The 19,512-nt window shown below is 64.2% G+C and carries 19 protein-coding genes and 1 tRNA gene; 13 read left to right on the forward strand and 7 right to left on the reverse strand.

The window, feature by feature from the left end; genetic code table 11:
• Nucleotide 1: 1 nt before the first annotated feature.
• Together HZZ16_RS33325 and HZZ16_RS33330 are read right to left on the reverse strand one after the other, a co-directional pair.
• Entirely contained in the window at nucleotides 2-817 is an 816-nt protein-coding gene (locus HZZ16_RS33325; protein ID WP_197954589.1) for a DUF2927 domain-containing protein, read from the reverse strand.
• A 142-nt stretch (nucleotides 818-959) separates the two neighbouring features.
• A complete protein-coding gene (locus HZZ16_RS33330; RefSeq protein WP_197954591.1) occupies nucleotides 960-1,538 on the reverse strand; it encodes a L,D-transpeptidase in 579 nt (192 codons plus the stop codon).
• A 265-nt stretch (nucleotides 1,539-1,803) separates the two neighbouring features.
• Here HZZ16_RS33330 and HZZ16_RS33335 point away from each other — a divergent pair, with 265 nt between their 5' ends.
• The 6 genes from HZZ16_RS33335 (at nucleotide 1,804) to HZZ16_RS33360 (ending at nucleotide 6,238) form a co-directional block, all read left to right on the forward strand.
• Nucleotides 1,804-3,351 carry an acetolactate synthase large subunit gene (locus HZZ16_RS33335; protein WP_197954592.1) on the forward strand — a complete coding sequence of 516 codons (1,548 nt, stop codon included), beginning with the start codon at nucleotides 1,804-1,806 and terminating at the stop codon, nucleotides 3,349-3,351.
• A 38-nt stretch (nucleotides 3,352-3,389) separates the two neighbouring features.
• The gene (locus HZZ16_RS33340) at nucleotides 3,390-3,911 is read left to right on the forward strand and encodes a hypothetical protein (RefSeq protein ID WP_197954593.1); all 522 of its coding nucleotides are present in this window, start codon (nucleotides 3,390-3,392) and stop codon (nucleotides 3,909-3,911) included.
• A gap of 109 nt (nucleotides 3,912-4,020) precedes the next feature.
• Complete coding sequence (locus HZZ16_RS33345; protein ID WP_197954594.1) at nucleotides 4,021-4,359, forward strand: hypothetical protein; 339 nt, start codon at nucleotides 4,021-4,023, stop codon at nucleotides 4,357-4,359.
• Between the two features lie 61 nt (nucleotides 4,360-4,420).
• Nucleotides 4,421-4,900 carry a hypothetical protein gene (locus HZZ16_RS33350; protein WP_197954595.1) on the forward strand — a complete coding sequence of 160 codons (480 nt, stop codon included), beginning with the start codon at nucleotides 4,421-4,423 and terminating at the stop codon, nucleotides 4,898-4,900.
• Nucleotides 4,901-4,957: 57 nt separating this feature from the next.
• The gene (greA, locus tag HZZ16_RS33355; RefSeq protein ID WP_197954596.1) at nucleotides 4,958-5,440 is read left to right on the forward strand and encodes a transcription elongation factor GreA; all 483 of its coding nucleotides are present in this window, start codon (nucleotides 4,958-4,960) and stop codon (nucleotides 5,438-5,440) included.
• A gap of 120 nt (nucleotides 5,441-5,560) precedes the next feature.
• Entirely contained in the window at nucleotides 5,561-6,238 is a 678-nt protein-coding gene (locus HZZ16_RS33360) for a hypothetical protein (RefSeq protein WP_197954629.1), read from the forward strand.
• A gap of 117 nt (nucleotides 6,239-6,355) precedes the next feature.
• On the opposite strand, the gene HZZ16_RS33365 is transcribed toward HZZ16_RS33360, so the two are convergent.
• Nucleotides 6,356-7,129 carry an SDR family NAD(P)-dependent oxidoreductase gene (locus HZZ16_RS33365; RefSeq protein WP_197954597.1) on the reverse strand — a complete coding sequence of 258 codons (774 nt, stop codon included), beginning with the start codon at nucleotides 7,127-7,129 and terminating at the stop codon, nucleotides 6,356-6,358.
• A gap of 287 nt (nucleotides 7,130-7,416) precedes the next feature.
• Here HZZ16_RS33365 and HZZ16_RS33370 point away from each other — a divergent pair, with 287 nt between their 5' ends.
• The 4 genes from HZZ16_RS33370 (at nucleotide 7,417) to HZZ16_RS37705 (ending at nucleotide 13,476) form a co-directional block, all read left to right on the forward strand.
• A complete protein-coding gene (locus HZZ16_RS33370) occupies nucleotides 7,417-11,529 on the forward strand; it encodes a GAF domain-containing protein (RefSeq protein ID WP_246510610.1) in 4,113 nt (1,370 codons plus the stop codon).
• A complete protein-coding gene (locus HZZ16_RS33375; RefSeq protein WP_197954600.1) occupies nucleotides 11,526-11,915 on the forward strand; it encodes a response regulator in 390 nt (129 codons plus the stop codon). The genes HZZ16_RS33370 and HZZ16_RS33375 overlap by 4 nt, the downstream gene beginning before the upstream one ends.
• 109 nt (nucleotides 11,916-12,024) lie before the next feature.
• On the forward strand, nucleotides 12,025-12,864 hold the full coding sequence (locus tag HZZ16_RS33380; RefSeq protein WP_197954602.1) for a universal stress protein: 840 nt from the start codon (nucleotides 12,025-12,027) through the stop codon (nucleotides 12,862-12,864).
• 249 nt (nucleotides 12,865-13,113) lie between these two features.
• The gene (locus HZZ16_RS37705; RefSeq protein WP_246510611.1) at nucleotides 13,114-13,476 is read left to right on the forward strand and encodes a 2'-5' RNA ligase family protein; all 363 of its coding nucleotides are present in this window, start codon (nucleotides 13,114-13,116) and stop codon (nucleotides 13,474-13,476) included.
• A gap of 292 nt (nucleotides 13,477-13,768) precedes the next feature.
• On the opposite strand, the gene HZZ16_RS33390 is transcribed toward HZZ16_RS37705, so the two are convergent.
• From HZZ16_RS33390 to HZZ16_RS33400, 3 genes are all read right to left on the reverse strand, one after another.
• Nucleotides 13,769-13,843, reverse strand: a tRNA-Val gene (locus tag HZZ16_RS33390).
• 159 nt (nucleotides 13,844-14,002) lie between these two features.
• Complete coding sequence (locus HZZ16_RS33395) at nucleotides 14,003-15,301, reverse strand: coiled-coil domain-containing protein (RefSeq protein WP_197954604.1); 1,299 nt, start codon at nucleotides 15,299-15,301, stop codon at nucleotides 14,003-14,005.
• 120 nt (nucleotides 15,302-15,421) lie between these two features.
• Nucleotides 15,422-16,027: a DUF1134 domain-containing protein gene (locus tag HZZ16_RS33400; RefSeq protein ID WP_197954605.1), complete on the reverse strand. Its 606-nt coding sequence runs from the start codon at nucleotides 16,025-16,027 to the stop codon at nucleotides 15,422-15,424.
• 138 nt (nucleotides 16,028-16,165) lie between these two features.
• Here HZZ16_RS33400 and HZZ16_RS33405 point away from each other — a divergent pair, with 138 nt between their 5' ends.
• Nucleotides 16,166-16,651: a YHS domain-containing (seleno)protein gene (locus HZZ16_RS33405; protein ID WP_197954606.1), complete on the forward strand. Its 486-nt coding sequence runs from the start codon at nucleotides 16,166-16,168 to the stop codon at nucleotides 16,649-16,651.
• A 9-nt stretch (nucleotides 16,652-16,660) separates the two neighbouring features.
• Here the strand turns inward: HZZ16_RS33405 and HZZ16_RS33410 are convergent, their stop codons facing one another.
• Nucleotides 16,661-17,491 carry a 3'(2'),5'-bisphosphate nucleotidase CysQ family protein gene (locus HZZ16_RS33410; protein ID WP_197954607.1) on the reverse strand — a complete coding sequence of 277 codons (831 nt, stop codon included), beginning with the start codon at nucleotides 17,489-17,491 and terminating at the stop codon, nucleotides 16,661-16,663.
• Between the two features lie 197 nt (nucleotides 17,492-17,688).
• On the opposite strand from HZZ16_RS33410, the gene chpT reads away from it, so the two are divergent.
• The gene (gene chpT / locus HZZ16_RS33415; RefSeq protein WP_197954608.1) at nucleotides 17,689-18,342 is read left to right on the forward strand and encodes a histidine phosphotransferase ChpT; all 654 of its coding nucleotides are present in this window, start codon (nucleotides 17,689-17,691) and stop codon (nucleotides 18,340-18,342) included.
• A gap of 198 nt (nucleotides 18,343-18,540) precedes the next feature.
• On the forward strand, nucleotides 18,541-19,512 hold a 972-nt coding region (locus tag HZZ16_RS33420; RefSeq protein ID WP_197954616.1), incomplete at its 3' end, for an Hpt domain-containing protein.

The raw sequence follows: 19,512 nt of genomic DNA on the forward strand, positions 1-19,512 counted from the left end.
CTCACTCCTTCAGATCATTCGCCCGCTTCACCCAGGCGCGCACGTCCTTGAGGACGGCGGGGAGAACGGCCTTGACCTCCGCCACGGTCATGCCGGCCTTGATGCGGGGATCGTACAGCAGGTTGAGGATGTACTGGTCGTAGACATCGAAATAGCCCATCGAGACGTTGTCGTTGAACATGGTCCAGGGCACGCTCGTGGTGTCGTTGATCGGCCCGAGCGATTGCAGCAGCTCCTCATAGGCGCAGTCGAGGAAGGTGAAATCGCCGTTGTCGACGGTGAGGATGACGTCGGAATGCTCGATCTCGAAATTGTCGTTCTTGCGGAAGCCGGACAGGCATTGCGGGTCGAGCGAGGAGCGGATCTCGCGCGCCTTCTCGGCGCCGTAGAAGCTCGAGAGGGTGCGGAAGAGATCGCGGTCGCGCACCAGCTTCACGCGTACGTTCGCCGCTTCGTTGGTGTCGATCATGGCGATGTCGAGATGCTGCACGCGCCTGCCGATGTCGGCCACGACCTTGGCGAGCTGTTTCTTGCGATCCTCGCGGTCGCTCTCGGCGTAGACGCGCACCGGTCCGTCGAACTTGCGGATGCGGTCGACGCGGCCGGCAAGATGGTATTCGGCGCCGAATGCCGTCTTGAGGAAGCCTTCGATGATCTCGCCGTCGGTGAAGCTCTTCTTCTCGGCGCGCTGGCGCGAGGAGATCGCGGGCAGCTCGCCGGCCGCCGCCATGGTAGCGGTGTCAGGCGCGCAGGCGAGCGCCGCGAGCGCCAGCAGGGCGATGCGAAGGCCGGGCGAGGGCGGGACGAATGCGCTCATCGTGCTGTGACGCTGCCGCATTCGCGCCGCGCGCACAAGGCCGCAAATTCACGCGCCCTGCGGGTTCCGGCTGCATGTCGGGCTCTCCCCAACCCCTCTCCCGCAAGCGCGAGAGGGAGCGCACCTCGTGCGTGGGGACGCTTCAGTTGTTCAGCACCACCACCGTGGTGCCGATCGAGACGCGGCTATAGAGGTCGGTGACGTCGTCGTTGGTCATGCGGAAGCAGCCCGAGGAGACGGCCTGACCGATCGTCTCCGGCTCGTTGGAGCCGTGGATGCGATACAGCGTCGAGCCCAGATACATGGCGCGGGCGCCGAGCGGGTTCTCGATGCCGCCCTTCATGTGGCGCGGCAGGTCCGGCCGGCGCGCCAGCATCTGCGAGGGCGGCGTCCAGTCCGGCCATTCCTTCTTGGCGGTGATCTTGTGCACCCCGCCCCAGCGGAAGCCGTCGCGGCCGACGCCGATGCCGTAGCGCAGCGCCTGCCCGTTCCCGAGCACCAGGTACAGCCGCCGCTCGGAGGTGTTCACCACGATCGTGCCGGGGGCGTAATTGCCGCTGTACATGACGGTGGTGCGGGGGATCGGGCTCGCGCCGCCGCGGCCGATATAGCCGGTGGAACTGGTGCCCGTGAAGTCTATCATCCCCGTCGCGGATGCATCGGCCGCGCCAGCCAGCAGCAGCGCCATTGCGGCCATCGGTGCGGCAAAAAACCGGATCATTGTCTCCCCCAGAAAAAAATCGATTCAACCGGAGCCAGAGGCCATATTTGCGCGCTTTCCGCAAGCCACGGGCCCGTGAGGGTCGCATCGTTAACGACTGACGTTACCAAATCGCAACTGCGCCAATTTGCTGGAAAGCGTTAGCCAAATCCGTGTGTCATCACGCGGGGCAGGGCCGCAATGGCCGCTATTGCTTTGACGGGCCGCGCGAACAATGATTGATCGAACGGATCACTTAAAAACGCCGGTTGCGGGAGCAGACAGAATGAACGGTGCGGAAAGCCTGGTGCGGACGATGGTCAAGGGCGGGGTGGACGTCTGCTTCACCAACCCCGGCACCTCCGAGATGCATTTCGTCGCGGCGCTCGACCGTGTCCCCGGCATGCGCTGCGTGCTCGGCCTGTTCGAAGGCGTGGTGACGGGCGCGGCCGACGGCTATTTCCGCATGAAGGGCACGCCGGCCTCGACCCTGCTGCATCTCGGCCCCGGCCTCGCCAACGGCCTTGCCAACCTGCACAATGCCAAGAAGGCCAATTCCGGCATCGTCAACATCGTCGGCCAGCACGCCGTCTACCACATCGGCTACAACGCCCCGCTGACCTCCGACATCGAGGGCTTGGCCCGTCCGATGTCGTCCTGGGTCCGCACCTCCCCGGATTCCAAATCGGTCGCCGCCGACGGCGCCGCGGCGATTGCCGCCGCCAAAAGCGCGCCGCCGCAGATCGCAACCTTGATCCTGCCCGCCGACACCGCCTGGAACGAGGCCGACGGTATCGCCGAGGTCCCAGTCGAGCAGCAGCGCGCCAGCTATTCGCCGCAGGCGGTCGAGCAGGCCGCAAGAATCCTGCATGGCGACGGCGAAGGCACGCTGCTCCTGATGACCGGCAGCGCGCTGAGCGAGCAGGGTCTGGCGCTGGCCGAGCGCATCGCCGGCAAGACCGGCTGCACGGTGATGGGCCCGACCTTCCGTCCGAAGATGGCGCGCGGCCGCGGCCGTTTCTCGATCGACCGCATCCACTACGTGATCGAGAACGCGCTGCCGATGCTGGCGAAATTCCGTCATATCGTGCTGGTCGAGGCCGACGATCCCGTGGCGTTCTTCGCCTATCCGAACAAGCCGAGCATGCTCAAGCCGCAAGGCTGCGAGGTGCATCGCATGACCTCGTGGGGCGAGAATTCGGTCGCCGCGCTCGAGGCGCTTGCTGGTGCCGTGAAGGCCAGCGCCAGGGACGTCAAGCCGCAGGCTCTGCAGGAGCTGGTCACGCCGACCGGCGCGCTCACCTTCGCCTCGATCGCGCAGGCCATTGCCTGTGCGATCCCCGAGAACGCGATCATGGTCGACGAATCCCTCACCACCGGCCGCGGCTTCTTCCCGCCGACGGCGGCCGCCGCCCCGCACGACTGGCTGCAGAACATGGGCGGCTCGATCGGCTTCTCGACGCCGTTGTCGATCGGTGCCGCGATCGCCTGCCCGGACCGCAAGGTGATCACCATGGTCGGCGACGGCAGCGCGATGTACACGATCCAGTCGCTGTGGACCCAGGCGCGCGAGAACCTCGACATCGTCACCATCGTGTTCGCCAACCGCATCTACCAGATCCTGCGTGGCGAGTTCGACAATGTCGGCGCCGGCGAGCCCGGCCAGCGCGCCAACGACATGCTCCGCCTCGACCGCCCGACCTTGGACTTCGTGGCGCTGGCCAAGGGCATGGGCGTTCCCGGCCGGGCCGTCACCAACGCCGACGAGTTCAACAAGGCGCTGGCAGAGGCCGTTGCCGAGCCCGGCCCGCGGCTGATCGAAGTCCAGATGTAGGGCGCCAACAGACAGAGCGCCGTGAGCCCGGAGGCACGATGCAGACCGAGCTGAACAAGGTGATCGCGGCGCTCCGGGACTTCTATGCCCACGAGAGTTTCCTGTTCGAGAAGGACGTCGGCGAGCGGGCGGTCACGCACCGATTCGCCGTGCATCTGGAAAAGCAGTTTTCGGGCTGGTCGGTCGACTGCAATTACGACCGGCTCGGCGAGCGCACGCTGCATCTGCCGCACGGCACCATCATCTCGACCGACGACCATCTCGGCAAGTCGATCTACCCCGATGTCGTCGTGCATCAGCGCGAGATCCCGAACAATCTGCTCGCCGTGGAAATCCGCAAGGCGAGCAACCACACGCCGCTCGAGCACGATCAGCACAAGCTGCGGGCGCTGACCGACGTCCATGTCTGGTTTCCCTATTGGATCGGCCTGCTGCTGGTGCTGGACAGGCATCATGTGACGATGTCGGAGGTCTATGTCTCTGGCCTCCTCGACGAGGGGCTGTCGCGCTGGTTCGCGACGCGGCTGGAGGAGACCGGCCTTGGAGCTCGCGCAGTGTGATCCCCACCACAGTTCCGGCGTGGGATCGGACCTAGTGTCGACAGACTTGCACGCATCGATGCCGGAGGCCTACGCTGGCCCATTCGGATCAGGCATTTTGGAGGTTCTGATGCAGACATCATATTTCCTGGCTGCGACGGCAGCGCTGGTGCTCATGACGCAATCGCCGCTCGCGCTGGCGCAGAGCGCTCCAGCCGCTGGCGGAACCGCTGCGCCTGCCGCGACAAGCACTGCGCCGGCTGCGACGACGGCAGCGCCGAGCGCGACCACCGACACGTCCAGCCAGCCCACTGACGGCAAGAAGAGCGCGTCAAAGAAGCCGGCGAAGAAGAAGATGACCCGGCAGCAGGAGATCGATCATTCGATCGACACCGGTACCGTACCGTCGCGCTACCGCAGCTCGGTGCCCAAGCAGTACCAGCATTACATACCATTCGATAAACAATGATCGCACGGCGGCGCGACGTGATCATACGTGGTGCCGCCGATCGTTCGGGCCGGGGGGAATGATGAGTGACGAGGTGAAGGATGCCGGCCTTGTGGCCATGATCAGCAGCATCCTGGGAGGCAACAAGCGCGCAGACCATGTTGCACCGCCGCCGCTCGCAGAGGTTCCGCCGATCGTGCCGGCGGATCCCTCCGAGCCGGTCGCGACGTCCAGGTCCGATGCGGCCAAAGCCGAGAGCGCGCCCGACGCCGCACCGGCGGCCGCCGAGCCGGCCAAGCCGCCCGCGCAAATCGCAACCACGCGGGACGGCAAGCGGCTGCTGCCGGCGGAGGCGATCGCCGATCTCGTGCTCGGCGAGCTGCGCAAGCTGGACAACTTCCCGAGCTCCGGCGTCTCGGTTACGGTCTATGGTTACCGGCACTGGAACGCGATGCTCACCTTCGCGCCGTTCTCGACGAGCTTCCAGAACGCAACCCGGTTCCGCCAGGCCGTGCCGGATCTCGTCTTCAAGCTCCGCCGTTTCGTCGAACTTGAGATATAATCTCGGTCGGCGCCGCCACGTGGCGTCGCAAGCGAAACAGTTCGACAGGATCTTCAATTGAGCGTCGCCTTCACCAAGGAAGAGAGCGCCGAAACCGCGTCCGAGACGCTGTTGCCGGACCGCCCGATCTCGCCGCATCCGAACCTCGTGACGGAAGCAGGCTTCAAGGCGTTGCAGACGCAGCTCGCCGAAGCGCGCGCGGCCTATGATGCCGCGCAAGCCATCGAGGACGTCAACGAGAGGCGCCGACAGTCGGCCGTGCCCCTGCGCGATCTCCGCTATCTCACCGAACGCCTGCGCACGGCCCAGGTGATGCCTGATCCTGTCGCGACCGACGTCGTCGCCTTCGGCAGCACCGTGAGCTTCAGCCGCGCTGACGGCCGCGTCGAGACCTACCGCATCGTCGGCGAGGACGAAGCCGATCCCAAGGCCGGCTCGATCTCGTTCGTCGCGCCGGTTGCGCGGTCGCTGATGGGAAAAGCGGTCGGCGACGTCGTCGGCTCTGGCGCGCAGGAGATCGAGATTTTGTCGATTGCGTAGGGCACGCAAGCTGAGGCTTGCGTGGCAAAGAGCGCTATCGACAGCAGCAATCCCCTTGGCCTAAAGCAGATCCGGAACAGCGCGAGGCCGTCGTCTCCGCCAAACGAAGTTGATGATTGGATGAGACAGTTTTTGTCGGGAGCCTTGCCATTCTACGCGCTGGCGGGCCTCGCCATGTGCATGTACCTCGTTCTGTACAGGACGAGCCTGTTCGACCTGAATGCCATTGTCCATGGCGCGACCGGGTCGGCATGGTTTCCGGCCTTCATGTTCGTCTGCGTGCTGGTGGAAGCGGTCTTCCCGTATGTTGGCTATTTTCCCGGAACCGCCCTCATCCTGATGTCCATAGCGCTGAACCCGAAGGCCGCGGACGGCTCGGTCTTCGTCGTCGCGTGGCTCGCCATCGTCCTGGGCGCCATTCTCAGCTATGGACAGGCGCGTTTCTTCAGGCCGTTTCTGCAGCGGGTGGCCTCGAAGGCGGCGCTGCGCCGATGCGAGTCCCTGTTCGATGCCTATGGCCGCTATGCGCGCATTGCCTTGTTCGTTCATCCCAACGCCTGCGCGATGTATTTCACGGCGCTCGGACTGCTCGGCCGCAGCCTGACGCGCGAGCTCGCCTATCTCTGCGTGGGTGCCGCGGCCGCGGTGGGCATTCTGTTCGTCATCGTGACCAGGCTGGTGGCGTCCATCGGGCCCACCGACGATGGCGAATTGCAGGTGCTGCTGGCAGCCGCGCTGGTCGCAATGGGGACACTGATCGGTATCCACACGGCCTGGCGGCCACAGCGCGCGACGTGAAACGCCGCTCTCGGCTGTCATTGCGAGGAGCTCTTGCGACGAAGCAATCCAGAGTCTTTCCGCGGAGGGATTCTGGATTGCTTCGCTGCGCTCGCAATGACGAGGATACATCGAACGTTACACCTCCGGCAGCTCGACACCCGTCAGCTCACTCAGTTGGCCGATGAGCTGGTCCTGAAATCTCGGATCCGTCGCCTCACGGGCCGGCGCTTGCTGCTCGAGATGATGCCAGTAGCGGCCGCTCACGAGGGCCGCGGGATCCTCGCTGACTGCCAGCCAGGTTTGGGTCCTTTGCCCGGTGTCGATATCGACCGGGGCGCCTGCGCCGCCCATCTTCGTGCGCACCCAACCGGGATCGACGGCGTTGCAGAGGACGTTGGGCCAGCGTCGTGCCAGCGCGAAGGCGAGCGCGACGACGTGCAGCTTGCTCTCGGCATAGGCATTGGCCGCGTTCCACGCCCGCTTGGTCCAATCGAGGTCGTCGAGCGAGCCCTCTCCGCCGCGGTGCAATCCGCTGCTGAGATAGATCAATCGGGCGGGCCGCGCGATCAGAGCCGTCAGCATGAACGGCGCAAGCGTGTTGATGGCCAGCGTCTCGGCATGGCCTTCCGGCGTCGAGCCGCGGCTCGGCCGCGTGTAGACGCCGGCATTGTGGATGACCGCATCCATGCGCCCGATCGCGTTGACCTGGTCGGCGATGCTCCGCGTCTCCCCGGCGCTTCTGAGATCGCCGATCACCAATCCCTTCGCACGCGCAGGGAGCCCGCCGAGGGCCGCGGCACGATCGGCCGAACGCGCGTGCAGCACCGCGCGGTGCCCCTGATCGAGGAGCGATTGCGCCGCCGCTCGGCCGAGGCCATCGGTGCTGCCGGTGATGAATATGGTCGCCATGGGGTTCTCCTAGGTGTTTCGGGACGCAATCTACGGTGCTCGCGACACTTGGGTCTCGCGATCCCCCTGGGCCTGCACCGTGCTGACCCGAGGCAAATCGGCCTCCAGCGGCATTGCGTGAAACTTGCCGCTTGGTCGATCGCGGGGTGCGAATTGGCGCGTAGTTGACTGAAAATCAACTCACGGTAGGTCTGGTCGGAAGCACCTGATGGTGGAATAATTCCCGACGCTTTCTTGATTAGATTTTGACGTCGGCCGCGAACCGGCCGGCGACGTGGATTTTCATCATGCCCGCGCTTCCTCAAGACGTTGTGGCGGATTTGCAGCAGGAGAACGCGCGGCTCCTGGCCGAATTGCGCGCCGCACAAGATCGCGAGATCGCCACCGCGGACATTCTCAAGATCATCGCCAGTTCGCCGTCGGAGGTGAAACCGGTATTCGATGCTATCGCGAGGCGCGCAAATGCCCTGCTCGGCGGCTTTTCGACGACCGTATTCCGCTTCATCGACGGCAATGCCCACTTGGCGGCGTTCACGCCGACGAATTCTGCCGCCGATGAAGCATTGAAGAAGATGTTCCCGCGTCCGATTGCCGATTTCGAGAGCTTTGCGAGGGCAGAGGCCGGCAAGGTGGTGCCGACCCCCGATACTGAAGCGCTGACGAACGAAATCAAGTTCATCGCGCGCGCCCGCGGTTTTCGCAGCATGTTGTTCGTTCCGCTCGCGACCGGCGGCGTGGTGATCGGCATGATCAGCGTAACGCGAGCCGAGCCGGGGGCCTTCGCTCCGCATCATGTGCAACTTCTGCAGACCTTCGCCGACCAGGCTGTCATCGCCATAGAGAACGCGCGGCTATTCGACGAGGTGCAGGCGCGTACCGACGACTTGCGGGAATCGCTGCAGCAGCAGACCGCGACCGCCGATGTGTTGAAGGTCATCAGTCGTTCCGCGTTCGATCTGCAAACGGTTCTCGACACGTTGACGGAATCGGCGGCGTCGCTGTGTGGGGCCGACATGGCGGCAATGCTCCGGCAGGACGCCGATGGTTCCTACTATCACGCAACTCGGTACAATTTCTCGCCCGAATGGGCCAAGGTCTCCGTGGGCGTCCGGCTCAATGCTGGACGCGGTAGCCTGGTCGGGCGCGTCCTGCTGTGCGGCAAGGCGGTTCAGATCCCGGATGTCCTCGTCGATTCCGACTATGCCTATCCCGAGCAACAGAGGGCCGGCGGTTACCGCACCCTTCTGGGCGTACCCCTGCTTCGGTCCGGAGAAGTGATCGGCGTGCTGTTCCTGGGCCGCAAGACCGCGAACTCGTTCACCGACAAGCAGATCGACCTAGTCTCCACTTTCGCCGATCAGGCCGTTATCGCGATTGAAAATGTGCGGCTGTTCGATGAGGTCCAGGCGAAAACGCGCGATCTCGCCGAATCGCTGCAGCAGCAAACCGCCACTGCCGATGTGCTGAAGGTGATCAGCCGCTCGACCTTCGATCTGCAAACCGTGCTCGACACGCTGGTCGATTCGGCGGCACGGCTGTGCGAGGCGGAGATGGCATTCATCATGCGCCGCGAGGGCGATGAATATCACGCCGGAGCAGCGGTCGGGTTTTCCGAGGACTACATCTCCTTTCTGCAGGCTCATCCGATCGGTCCCGGCCGGGGCACGGTCACGGGTCGAGCCGTCCTCGAACGCCGTCCGGTGCAAATCCTCGACGTCGCTGCCGATCCCGAATACGGTCTGCAGGCGTCGACCGCGATGGCTGGTCAACGCACGGCGCTCGGTGTCCCACTCCTGCGCGAGAACGAGCCGATCGGCGCGATCGTGATCGCCCGCAAGCGCGTGCAACCCTTCACCGAAAAGCAGATCGAGCTCGCAGCCACATTTGCCGATCAAGCCGTGATCGCCATCGAGAATGCGCGGTTGCTCAAGGAGTTGCACGAACGTACTGAGGATCTCAGCGAGTCATTGCGCCAGCAGACCGCAACGGCCGACGTGCTCAAGGTGATCAGCCGTTCGGCGTTCGACTTGCCCAATGTTCTCGAGACGCTTGTCAGCTCGGCCGCACGGCTCTGCGGCGATCCCAGAGCAGCGATCTATCTCATTCGCGATGGGCTGCTGCACCTCGAGGCCGCCCATAACAACCCGCCGGAATGGGTCGCGCTGCGCAAAAGCCAGCCGCTTGCGCCGAGCCGCGACACGCCCAGCGGCCGGGCAGCGCTCACTGGCCGGGTCGATCATGTCGCCGATCTCATGAAAGACCCCGACTTCTCGCGGCATGACCTCGCGAGGATCGGCGGCTATCGCGCGACCCTCAACGTACCTCTCGTCCGGGAGGGCGTTGTGATCGGGGTGCTCAGTTTGGCACGGCCGGCGCCGGGCCCGTTCAGCCAGCGACAGATTGAGATCGTGCAGACCTTTGCCGACCAGGCGGTGATCGCCATCGAGAATGTCCGGCTGTTCGAACAATTGCAAACCAGGACGCGAGATCTATCCGAGGCGCTGACGTACCAGACCGGCAGCGCCAATATCTTGAGGGTCATCGCCTCCTCTCCGACTGAAGTCGGACCGGTGCTCAAGGCGATCGTGGAAAGCGCATGCGGGCTTTGCGAGGCATATGATGCTTTGGTCGTTCTGAGGGATGGCGACGATCTCGTCATCCAGGCACACCATGGCCAGGTTCCCGTGGTGTGGAGCCGCCGATCGATCAGTGTCGAATCGCCGACCGGCCGGGCGATTATCGATCGTCGCACCGTTCATGTGCACGACTTGCTCGGGCCTGAGGGGGAACAATACCCGACAGGACGCGAATATGCGCTTCGCTCCAACGTTCGGACCATTTTGAGTGTGCCGCTCTTGCGCGAAGGCGAGAGCATGGGGGCGATCGTGCTGCGTCGTATGGAGGTACGCCCATTCGACGACAAGCAGATCACCTTGCTGCAGACCTTTGCCGATCAGGCTGTTATCGCCATCGGCAATGTGCGTCTGTTCGAGCAATTGAATGAATCGCTGGAGCGGCAGACGGCAACGTCGGAGGTGCTGGAAATCATAAGCGCTTCCTCGGGCGAACTCACCCCGGTCTTCCATAAGATGCTGGAGAATGCGACGCGAATTTGCGGCGCCGGCTTTGGCACCATGAATCTCTACGAGGAGGGCGGCTTTCGCACGGTCGCGTTGCACAACGCGCCGCAAGCTTATGTCGATACCCGGCTCTACCAGAACATTCGCCCACACCCCGCGAGTGGGCTCGGCACCGTCGAGAAGACTCATCAGACGGTTCATATCGACGACATCAGGACGCAGTCCCCCTATATCGAAGGCAACCCCAATGTTCGCGCGCTCGCCGACCTTGCTGGCGCAAGGACCCTCGTCATCGTGCCCATGCTGAAGGAAGATGAGCTGATTGGCACCATCACGATCTTCCGCCAGGAAGTCAAACCTTTCACGGACAAGCAGATCGAGCTCGTGTCCAACTTCGCACACCAGGGCGTGATCGCGATCGAGAATGCACGCCTGCTGAATGAACTGCGCGAGCGCACTATGGAATTGTCGCAATCGCTCGAAGAATTGCGAAATGCGCAGGATCGGCTGATCCAGACCGAGAAGCTGGCCTCGCTCGGGCAACTCACCGCCGGCATTGCGCATGAGATCAAGAACCCGCTCAATTTCGTCAACAATTTTGCTGCGCTGTCCTCCGAACTCACCGACGAGCTCGGCGAAGCGCTGCGCTCAGCTAGCCTGGGCGAGGCGGAAAGGCAGGACATCGACGCGCTGATTCACATGCTGCAAGGTAACCTGGAAAAGATCGTGCAGCACGGAACGCGCGCCGATTCCATTGTCAAGAATATGCTTCTGCACTCCCGCGAAGGATCTGGCGAACGCCGCGCGGCGGACATCAACGCCATCCTCGAGGAAAGTCTCAACCTGGCCTACCACGGAGCCCGCGCTGAAAGAGCCGGCTTCAATATCACGCTTGAACGAAAACTCGACCCGTCTGCGGGGGCGCTGGAGCTGTATCCGCAGGAAATCACGCGGGTGTTCCTCAATCTGGTTTCAAACGGTTTCTACGCGGCCAACAAGCAAAAGGACGCCGTCGGTGACGGCTTCGAGCCAAGGCTGCGTGCGACGACCACGGACCTCGGTGGCGCCGTCGAAATCCGCATTCGCGACAATGGCACCGGCATTCCGGCCGATGTCAGAGAGAAGATATTCAATCCATTCTTCACGACCAAGCCGGCCGGCGAAGGTACCGGCCTTGGTCTTTCAATCTGCCACGACATCATTGTGAAGCAGCACGGCGGCAGCATCGAGGTCGATACCGAGCCGGGCAAATATACCGAGTTCATCATTACGCTGCCGCGTACGCGGGCGGCACCATTGCAGAGCGGAGGCAGAAATTGAGTGTCTATATCATGGTGGTCGACGACGAGCCCGATGTCGAGGCGCTGTTCCGCCAGCAGTTTCGGCGTGATCTGCGCGCCGGTCGTTTTCTGATGGAGTTTGTATCCTCGGCACCAATGGCATTGCAGCGCGCGGCCGAGATTGCGGATGCCACCCTGATTCTGATCCTGTCCGACATCAACATGCCCGGAATGAGCGGACTGGAGATGCTGCCTATCGTGCGCTCCGCCCGCCCCGATGTACCGGTCATCATGATCACGGCCTACGGTGATGCCGAGACCAAGCGCAAGGCGCTGGAGAAGGGCGCCGCCGACCTATTGACCAAACCAATCGACTTCGCGGCGCTGCGCCAGGAGATCGATACGAGGCTTGAGCAGGCCGCGTGATGGTAACCGTTGCCGGTGGCAAGCCGGAACGGCCCGCGAAGCGAAGCTGTTGCAGACACGACGCCAATTGAAAGCAGGTTCTTCGTCAGCAAAAATCGGGGATTCAAAAATGAAGACGATCTTGGTCCCGCTTCAGAATATTCCGATGATGGCATCCACGCTTCCTATGGCCTTGGACCTCGCGCGACGTTCCGGCGCCTATATCGAAGGTTTTCCACTCCGGTTCGGCATCCCTCAATATGCGGCCGCCGAATTGGCCACCGGCATTCTCCTGGATTCGTATCAAGTGAAGAGCGAAGCCGAACTGAACGACATGCGCAACTTTTACGAAGCATTCATGCAAAAGCATGACGTTCCTCGAGCCACCGCAGGGTCGAACCCGCCATGCTTCGGCTGGCTGGAGAACGCGCCTGAGGGCGAAGACTTTGTCGGAAGTTATGGGCGCGCTTTCGATCTGGTCGTGATGGCGCTGTCTGACATTGATGCTCCCGGCCCTCACCGCCGCGCGATTGAGTCTGCGCTGTTTGAGAGCGGCAGGCCCGTTCTGCTGGCGCCGTCGAATGCACGAAGAAGCGTCGCAACAAACATCATGATCCACTGGAACGGGAGTACAGAGCAAGCTCGGGCAAACGCATTTGCCATGCCGTTGCTTCGTCTGGCCGAAAGGGTATCGGTCCTAACCGTGATCGGCGGCCAAGCGGTGCCAGGACCCTCTGCCGGTCAGATCGCTCGGCAACTCCAATACAATGGCATTGCGGCCAGCTTGATCAGCGTTGAGCTGGACGGGCGCGAAACTGGCGAGGCGGTCGTCGATGCCGCCAGAGCACACGGTTGCGATCTATTGATCAAGGGAGCCTTTACCCGCACGCGGCTACGGCAGATGATATTCGGCGGGGCGACCAGCTATATCATGGAGCACGCGGATTTGCCCGTTCTTATGGCTCACTAGCGCACAAAAGGCATGGTTTTGTCGTCACTGGCGACACAGAAATCTATTGATTCACGGAGCGACCAGCGCGTGGCTTTGGCTATCAACATTCGGTCCGACGATTCCTCGGCAAGGCGGATCGAAGCCTTGTGGGATGAAGTTGCCGCGTTTGAGAACCAGCCTTCGATGAGAGGTCTCGGCTATCGGCCGCATTTTACATTCGCGATCTATGATGCGGCCGAGATTACCGCGAAGAGCGCGTGGTAGGCCATGCTCCGCGCCGTCGGACGCGAAGGGCAATTGCTCGTCGCGTTCAAGCGAATTTGTTGGTTTGCAGGTCCGCCGCTCGTGCTCTGGGCGGAGCCGGAATTCGATGAAACGCTGGTTCGATGGCACGCTTCGATCAGCGCTGCAATCGATCCAGCCTTTTGTCGGCTGCACTATCGGCCCGGAAACTGGCGACCTCATTGCACGCTCGGCACACAAATCGCCGACGCAAAGTGTGATGACGCGATCGCCTTCGCGCAGTCATTCAACGGCAGCATCAGCGTGCTGTTCGACGTGGTGGATTGCGTTGCTTTTCCGCCTGTGCGTGTGGTTGCGGAACAGGTATTGCCGGTTCGGGCTCCGTGAGCCGACGGCTCGCTCATCGATGCCTGGCCGCTCCAGCTGCGACGGTTATCCGTGCGCCTCTCCCGACCATGCCATCCTGCCCCTGTTTTGCCCGACAAGTCAAACGCGGCTTCGGAAAAGGCGCAACCCCTTGATCCCGCTGGTGCCGTCTACTGTGCATGGGGTTGTTTTGCGATTTTTTTTGACAGAGGGGAAGCAAGACCCGCAGTCCGTCTACGCTCTTCGAGCTACGCCGGACACGCTTCGCTACTATTGGGTGTGGCTGCGCCACGCGAAGCCTTTTGGCGAAGCGTGGTGGGCGCACAAGGGATCGAACCTTGGACCTCTCCCGTGTGAAGGGAACGCTCTCCCGCTGAGCTATGCGCCCGGGACCATCATGCAGGCGGCCGCAACCTTAGGCCGGCCGGCACATCGGAGCCCGCGATTTAGAAGTGCCGGCCGAAGGTGTCAAGTTTTCAGGCGGCGCGGGGGCGGAAAACCTTCGTCAGGTCGCGCCTTCCGCAAGGGGAAGCCGGTTTTTGGCCGGTTACGCGCCCTGCTGGCGGGCGCGGGAGGCGTGGGCCTGGAGCGCGCGGATGCGCTCGGCGAGCGTTCCGCCGCCTTCGGGCAGGCGGGGCGCCGTAGCGCCGTTGGTCGCGGCGTCGTTGGCCGGGCGCGGCGCGGGCTTCGGCGGCTGGCCGGCCTCGGCCGCGAGCAGCGCCTCGATCGGCGAGTTCGGGCCTTCGAGCTGCATCGCGAGCTTGGCGACTTCGGCCGCGATGTCGTTGATGCGCTCGCGCAGAAGCGCGTTCTCCATGCGCTCGGTCGCCCAGGAACTCTCCGCCTGCTGCTGGATCGCGTTGATGTCGCGCTGAAGCTTGGCGCGCTCGTCGCGCGCGGTGCGCAGTTGCTCCTCCAGCGCGGCCTTCTCCGCGCGCAGCTGCTCCATCGCAGCCGACGACTTGCCGCCGCTGAGGCCCGCGATCTCGACGCGCAGCTCCTTGATGGTGCGCTCGTTGGCCTCGTTGGCCTGGCGCAGCTGGTTGTTCTCATAGTCGCGCTCGGCAAGCAGCTTGCCCTGCGTGGCAAGGCGTGCCTCGAGATCGGCGACGCGGCCCGACAGCATCTCGGCCTCCTTGACCTGCACGATGAGCTGGCGGTCGAGCTCGGTGACGCGCTGGCTCAGATTCTCGACGCGGCCGCGCGCCTCGCCGAGCTCGCGCGAGGCGGTCTCGGATTCGGTGCGCTCCTGTGCGAGGCGCGCTTGCGTGGCGGCAAATTCCTTTTCGGCATCGCCGACGCGGTGCTTCAATTCCTCGATCTGCGCGCGCACCGCGATCAGCTCGACCTGGCGGCTCTCCGCCATCATCGAGCGGTCGGACAGTTCGGAGTTGATCTTGGCGAGCTCGGCCTGCTTGTCGGCCAGCGCGATCTCGGCCTGGCGGAGAGCTTCGGTCTTGGCGCTGAATTCCTCCTCGGTGGCGCGGAGCTGCTCCTTCACCGCCTTCTCGCGCGCCTCCAGCGCGAAGATGGTGGCGTTCTTCTCGCCGAGCTCGATCTTCATGCGGTTGATGGCGTCGCTCTTCTTGCCGAGCTCGGCGAGCTGGCTCGTGGTCTTGTTCTTGAGCTGCTCGACGCTCATCTCGAGCCGCCGGGCGGACATGGCGAACTCGGCGCGGAGCTGGTCCTTGTCGGCTTGGATCTCGGCCATCGACAGCGGGGTGGCGGCCTCGAGCCGGCGCGTGGTCAGGCGCACCGCGCGGTTATGCACCAGCGGCACGATCGCGAGCCCGCACAGCATCGAGAGCAGGAAACCGATCGCCAGATACATGATCGGTTCGACCATGGGCCAGAACTCCCAAGCTTAAGGAAAAATTCACCAACGACAATGCCATGGCGGGCCGGCAAAAAGCCAGCCCCGCTCTGTCGTTAACCTTGATCGGTGGGCAGTGGGGAGGGCGCGCGCCTAGAACGGGTTCCAGGTCGCCCGCGGGGTGTATTTGAGGTAGCCGATATTGGCGCCGAGGCGCAGGCCTATCCCGGAGCGGATCGGCACCAGCACGATGTTGTTGGCCGTGAGCGCCGTCATGCCGAAGCCGCCGATGATGTAGGCCGAGCCGTCGATGCCGGCGAAGCGCTGGTAGATCGCGTTGGTGGCGGGCAGGTTGTAGACCAGCGTCATGGTGCGGGCGCCGTCGCCGCCCCAGTCGAAGCCGAGCGAGGGGCCCTGCCAATAGACGCGCAGGTCGCCGGCGTTCTTGGTGTAGAGCGTGCCCTCGCCGTAGCGCAGGCCGGCGACGAAGGCGCCGGAGCCTTCCTCACCCAGGATGTAGCCGTTCGGCAGGCCCCATTGGCTGACCGCCTTCTCGATGATCGAGGCGAGCCCGCGCGAGACGTTGCCGAAGAAGCGATGGCCGGCGGTGACCAGCTCGTCCGGCCCATAGGTATTGGGCGTCGGGGTCCGCTGCGGCGGCGGCAGGTCAGGCGGCGGCGCCTGCTGGGCGGAGGCCGGCATGATCCAGCCGATCATCCCGGCAAGCGCGAGCGCAGCAAGGCGTGATGCGAAAGTCATAAAGAACCCCTGGTACCGAATCCGGTCGCTTCCTTAACCTGACGCCAACAGGCACGGCTCTAGGTTGCGCCGGATGTCCCCTCGACTCGGATGTTATCCGCAGCAACTATGACGGCACAACGGCAGGAAGATAGCCCTTTGCGCCCCGGAATTGCCTTGATCGCCCGCCGCCTCTGCCTGCTGGCGGGCATTTGGATCCTCGGCGCAGGCGGGCCGGCAGGGGCCGCCACCACCGAGCGGATCGTCGTCAACCGCTTCACCGGCGTCGCCATCGAGGGCTTCGACCCCGTCGCCTATTTCGTGGCCGGCGCGGCCGTGCAGGGGACGGCGGAGTTCGAGGCGAACCTCTGGGGGGCGGTCTGGCGCTTCCGCAACGAGGGCAACCGCGCCTCTTTCCTGGCCCATCCCGAGATCTACGGACCGCAATTCGGAGGTTATGATCCGGTCGATATCGCCCGCGGCGTCACTGTCGCCGCCAATCCGCATTTCTTCGCGATCGTGGCGCAGCGGCTCTATCTGTTCAGCCGGGAAGACAATCGCGACGCCTTCGTCGCCGATCCCGAGCGCTTCCTCTATGAGGTGGGTAAGCGCTGGCCCGCCCTGCAGGAGAAACTCGGGCAGTAACGAGCCCGGTCAGTAGCAGCCTACCGCCTGCGGGTCGCCCCAGGCGATGAATTCCGGGATGATGAAGCCGGTATCGCTGCGCTGGCCGAATCGGAGCTCGCCGCCCTTGCCGTCGGTCACCTTGCCGCCGGCCGCGGTCACGACCGCGCAGCCGGCCCCGACGTCCCATTCCGAGGTGGGCCCGAAACGGGGATAGATGTCGGCGCTGCCTTCCGCGATCCGGCCGAATTTTACGGCCGAGCCGCACGTCATCCTGACGGCATTGGGCCTGCTCGCGACGAACGCCTCGCTTCTGGCATCGCCGTGCGAACGGCTCACCGCGGCGATCCAGGGCTCCCCCCGGGTCGGCAGCTTGCGGGTGCGGATCGGCTCGGCGGCTGCGATCGTCGCCCCGTTGAGCCTCACGCGCTCGGCGCCATGGCCGACGATGCCGCGCCAGAGCAGGCCGAGCGCGGGCGCGGAGACGATGCCGAGCAGCGGCACGCCGTCGGTCACCAATGCAAGGTTGACGGTGAACTCGTCGCGGCCGGCGACGAACTCCTTGGTGCCGTCGAGCGGATCGATCAGGAAGAGGCTGCCCTGAAACGGCGGGGCGGCGAGCCCGGTCCGCTCCTCCGACAGCGTCGGAACGTCGCCCGCGAGCTGAGCAAGCCCCTCCGCGATGATTCGGTCGGCGGCAAGGTCGGCCTCGGTCACCGGCGAGCCATCCTGCTTGCCGTCGATCCGCATGGCAGCGCGGTTGACGGCAAGGATCGCCTCGCCCGCCCTCACCACCAGCGCGGTCAGCGGCTCCATCAGGCCGGAAGCGGCCGCTCCGTCAATGATCCGCTTCACCTGCATGCCTCATCTGTCGGCAATATCGTTCCTCGTCCACTGATGCGTCCCGATCGATTCGCTTGGGCTTATGGCCGCCTCGAACCGATCGCAGCTAGCTGCCGCGGGGTTGCGAATGTTAGAACCCGCAGTATCCGTCAAGCATGCGTGATTCGCGGCGTCCAGCGCCGTGCAATTCCAGGAACCCTCCAGGACCCCATTATATGTCTGACGCTTCGTCGCCCCCGACCACTGCCGCTCCTGATATGCTCGAACTCGCCGCGCTGTTGTGCTCGCGGGTCTGCCACGATCTCATCAGCCCCGTCGGCGCCATCGTCAACGGGCTCGAAGTGCTCGACGACGATCCCAAGCCCGAGGACCGCGAGTTCGCGCTCGACCTGATTCGCAAGAGCGCCAAGACGGCCTCCGCCCGGCTCCAGTTCTGCCGCCTTGCCTTCGGCGCGGCCGGCTCCTCCGGCGCGCAGATCGATCTCGGCGACGCGCAGACCATGGCGAAGGGCCATATCGAGGACGGCAAGTGCTCAATCACCTGGAATCTGCCACGGCTGCTGCTGCCGAAGAACCGCGTCAAGCTGCTGCTCAACATGCTGGTCGTCGCCCAGCATACGATCCCGCGCGGCGGCATGCTGACGGTCGATCCGGTCGGCGAGGGCGAGGCGATGAGCTTTCGCATCACCGCCACCGGACATAATGCGCGCCTGCCGCAGAACATCTCCGAGCTCCTGAGCGGCGAGCGCGGGCCGGCTGCCGATGCGCATGCGATCCAGCCTTATTACACGCGGCTGCTCGCGCAGGCCTGCGGGCTCACCGTGACGCTCAAGCCGGAAGGCGAAGCCATCATCGTTACCGCTTCGTAAACGCGAAGCCTCGCTCGCGACGTGTTAATGCAATCTTGACGAGGCGCTTCGGCTTGTCCGGAGCGCCTTATCTCTTTGTTGGTTCCGTTCTTTTGCACATACTCAACCAATATTAAACGCTTTGCGGTGAAGCTGGCCCCATTCCGAAATGGCGCATCACGCCTCGTGCGCGCCCTTCCTGTATGAAGGCCTGTTTTCATGGATGATCTGTTGCGGGAGTTTCTGACGGAGACCAGCGAGAGCCTGGACACCGTGGACAATCAGCTGGTGAAGTTCGAGCAGGAGCCGAACAACGCCAAGATCCTGGATAACATCTTCCGCCTGGTCCACACCATCAAGGGCACCTGCGGCTTCCTCGGCCTGCCGCGGCTGGAAGCGCTGGCGCATGCCGGCGAGACCCTGATGGGCAAGTTCCGCGACGGCATGCCGGTCACCGCCGAGGCGGTGACGGTGATCCTGTCCTCGATCGACCGCATCAAGGAGATTTTGGCTGGGCTGGAGGCAACCGAAGCCGAGCCGGAGGGGAACGACCGCGATCTCATCGACAAGCTGGAGGCGATGGTCGAGCAGGGCATGGCGGCGATGTCAGGCTCGGCGCAGCTGATGCCGGCCGCTGGTAGCTCAGTTCCCGTGGCCGATGCGCCGCCGCTGGTGCCGGAAGCCCCGGCGGCTGCGCCCGCCAAGGCGATGACCATGGGCACGCTGGTCGAGCAGACCCTGGAGCGCCCCTTGCGTCCGGGCGAGGTCTCGCTCGACGAGCTCGAGCGCGCCTTCCGCGAGACCGCGATCGAAGCGCCGGTGCCCGCGTCCGTTGCCAAGGCCGAGGTCAAGGCCGAGGTCAAGGCCGCGCCGGCGGCCGAAGCCGCCGTTGTCAAGGAAACTGCGAAGGAAACCGCAAAGCCCGCCAAGGAGAAGGCCGCGCCGAAGAAGTCGATGGCCGACGAGAGCGCGGGCGAGGGCGAGCGCATCGCCAACCAGTCGATCCGCGTCAACGTGGATACGCTGGAGCACCTGATGACCATGGTCTCCGAGCTGGTCCTGACCCGCAACCAGCTCTTGGAGATCTCCCGCCGCAACGAGGACACCGAGTTCAAGGTGCCGTTGCAGCGCCTCTCCAACGTCACCGCCGAGCTGCAGGAAGGCGTCATGAAGACGCGCATGCAGCCGATC

This window comes from Bradyrhizobium glycinis, from assembly GCF_016031655.1.
GTDB classification, from domain to species: Bacteria; Pseudomonadota; Alphaproteobacteria; order Rhizobiales; family Xanthobacteraceae; genus Bradyrhizobium; species Bradyrhizobium glycinis.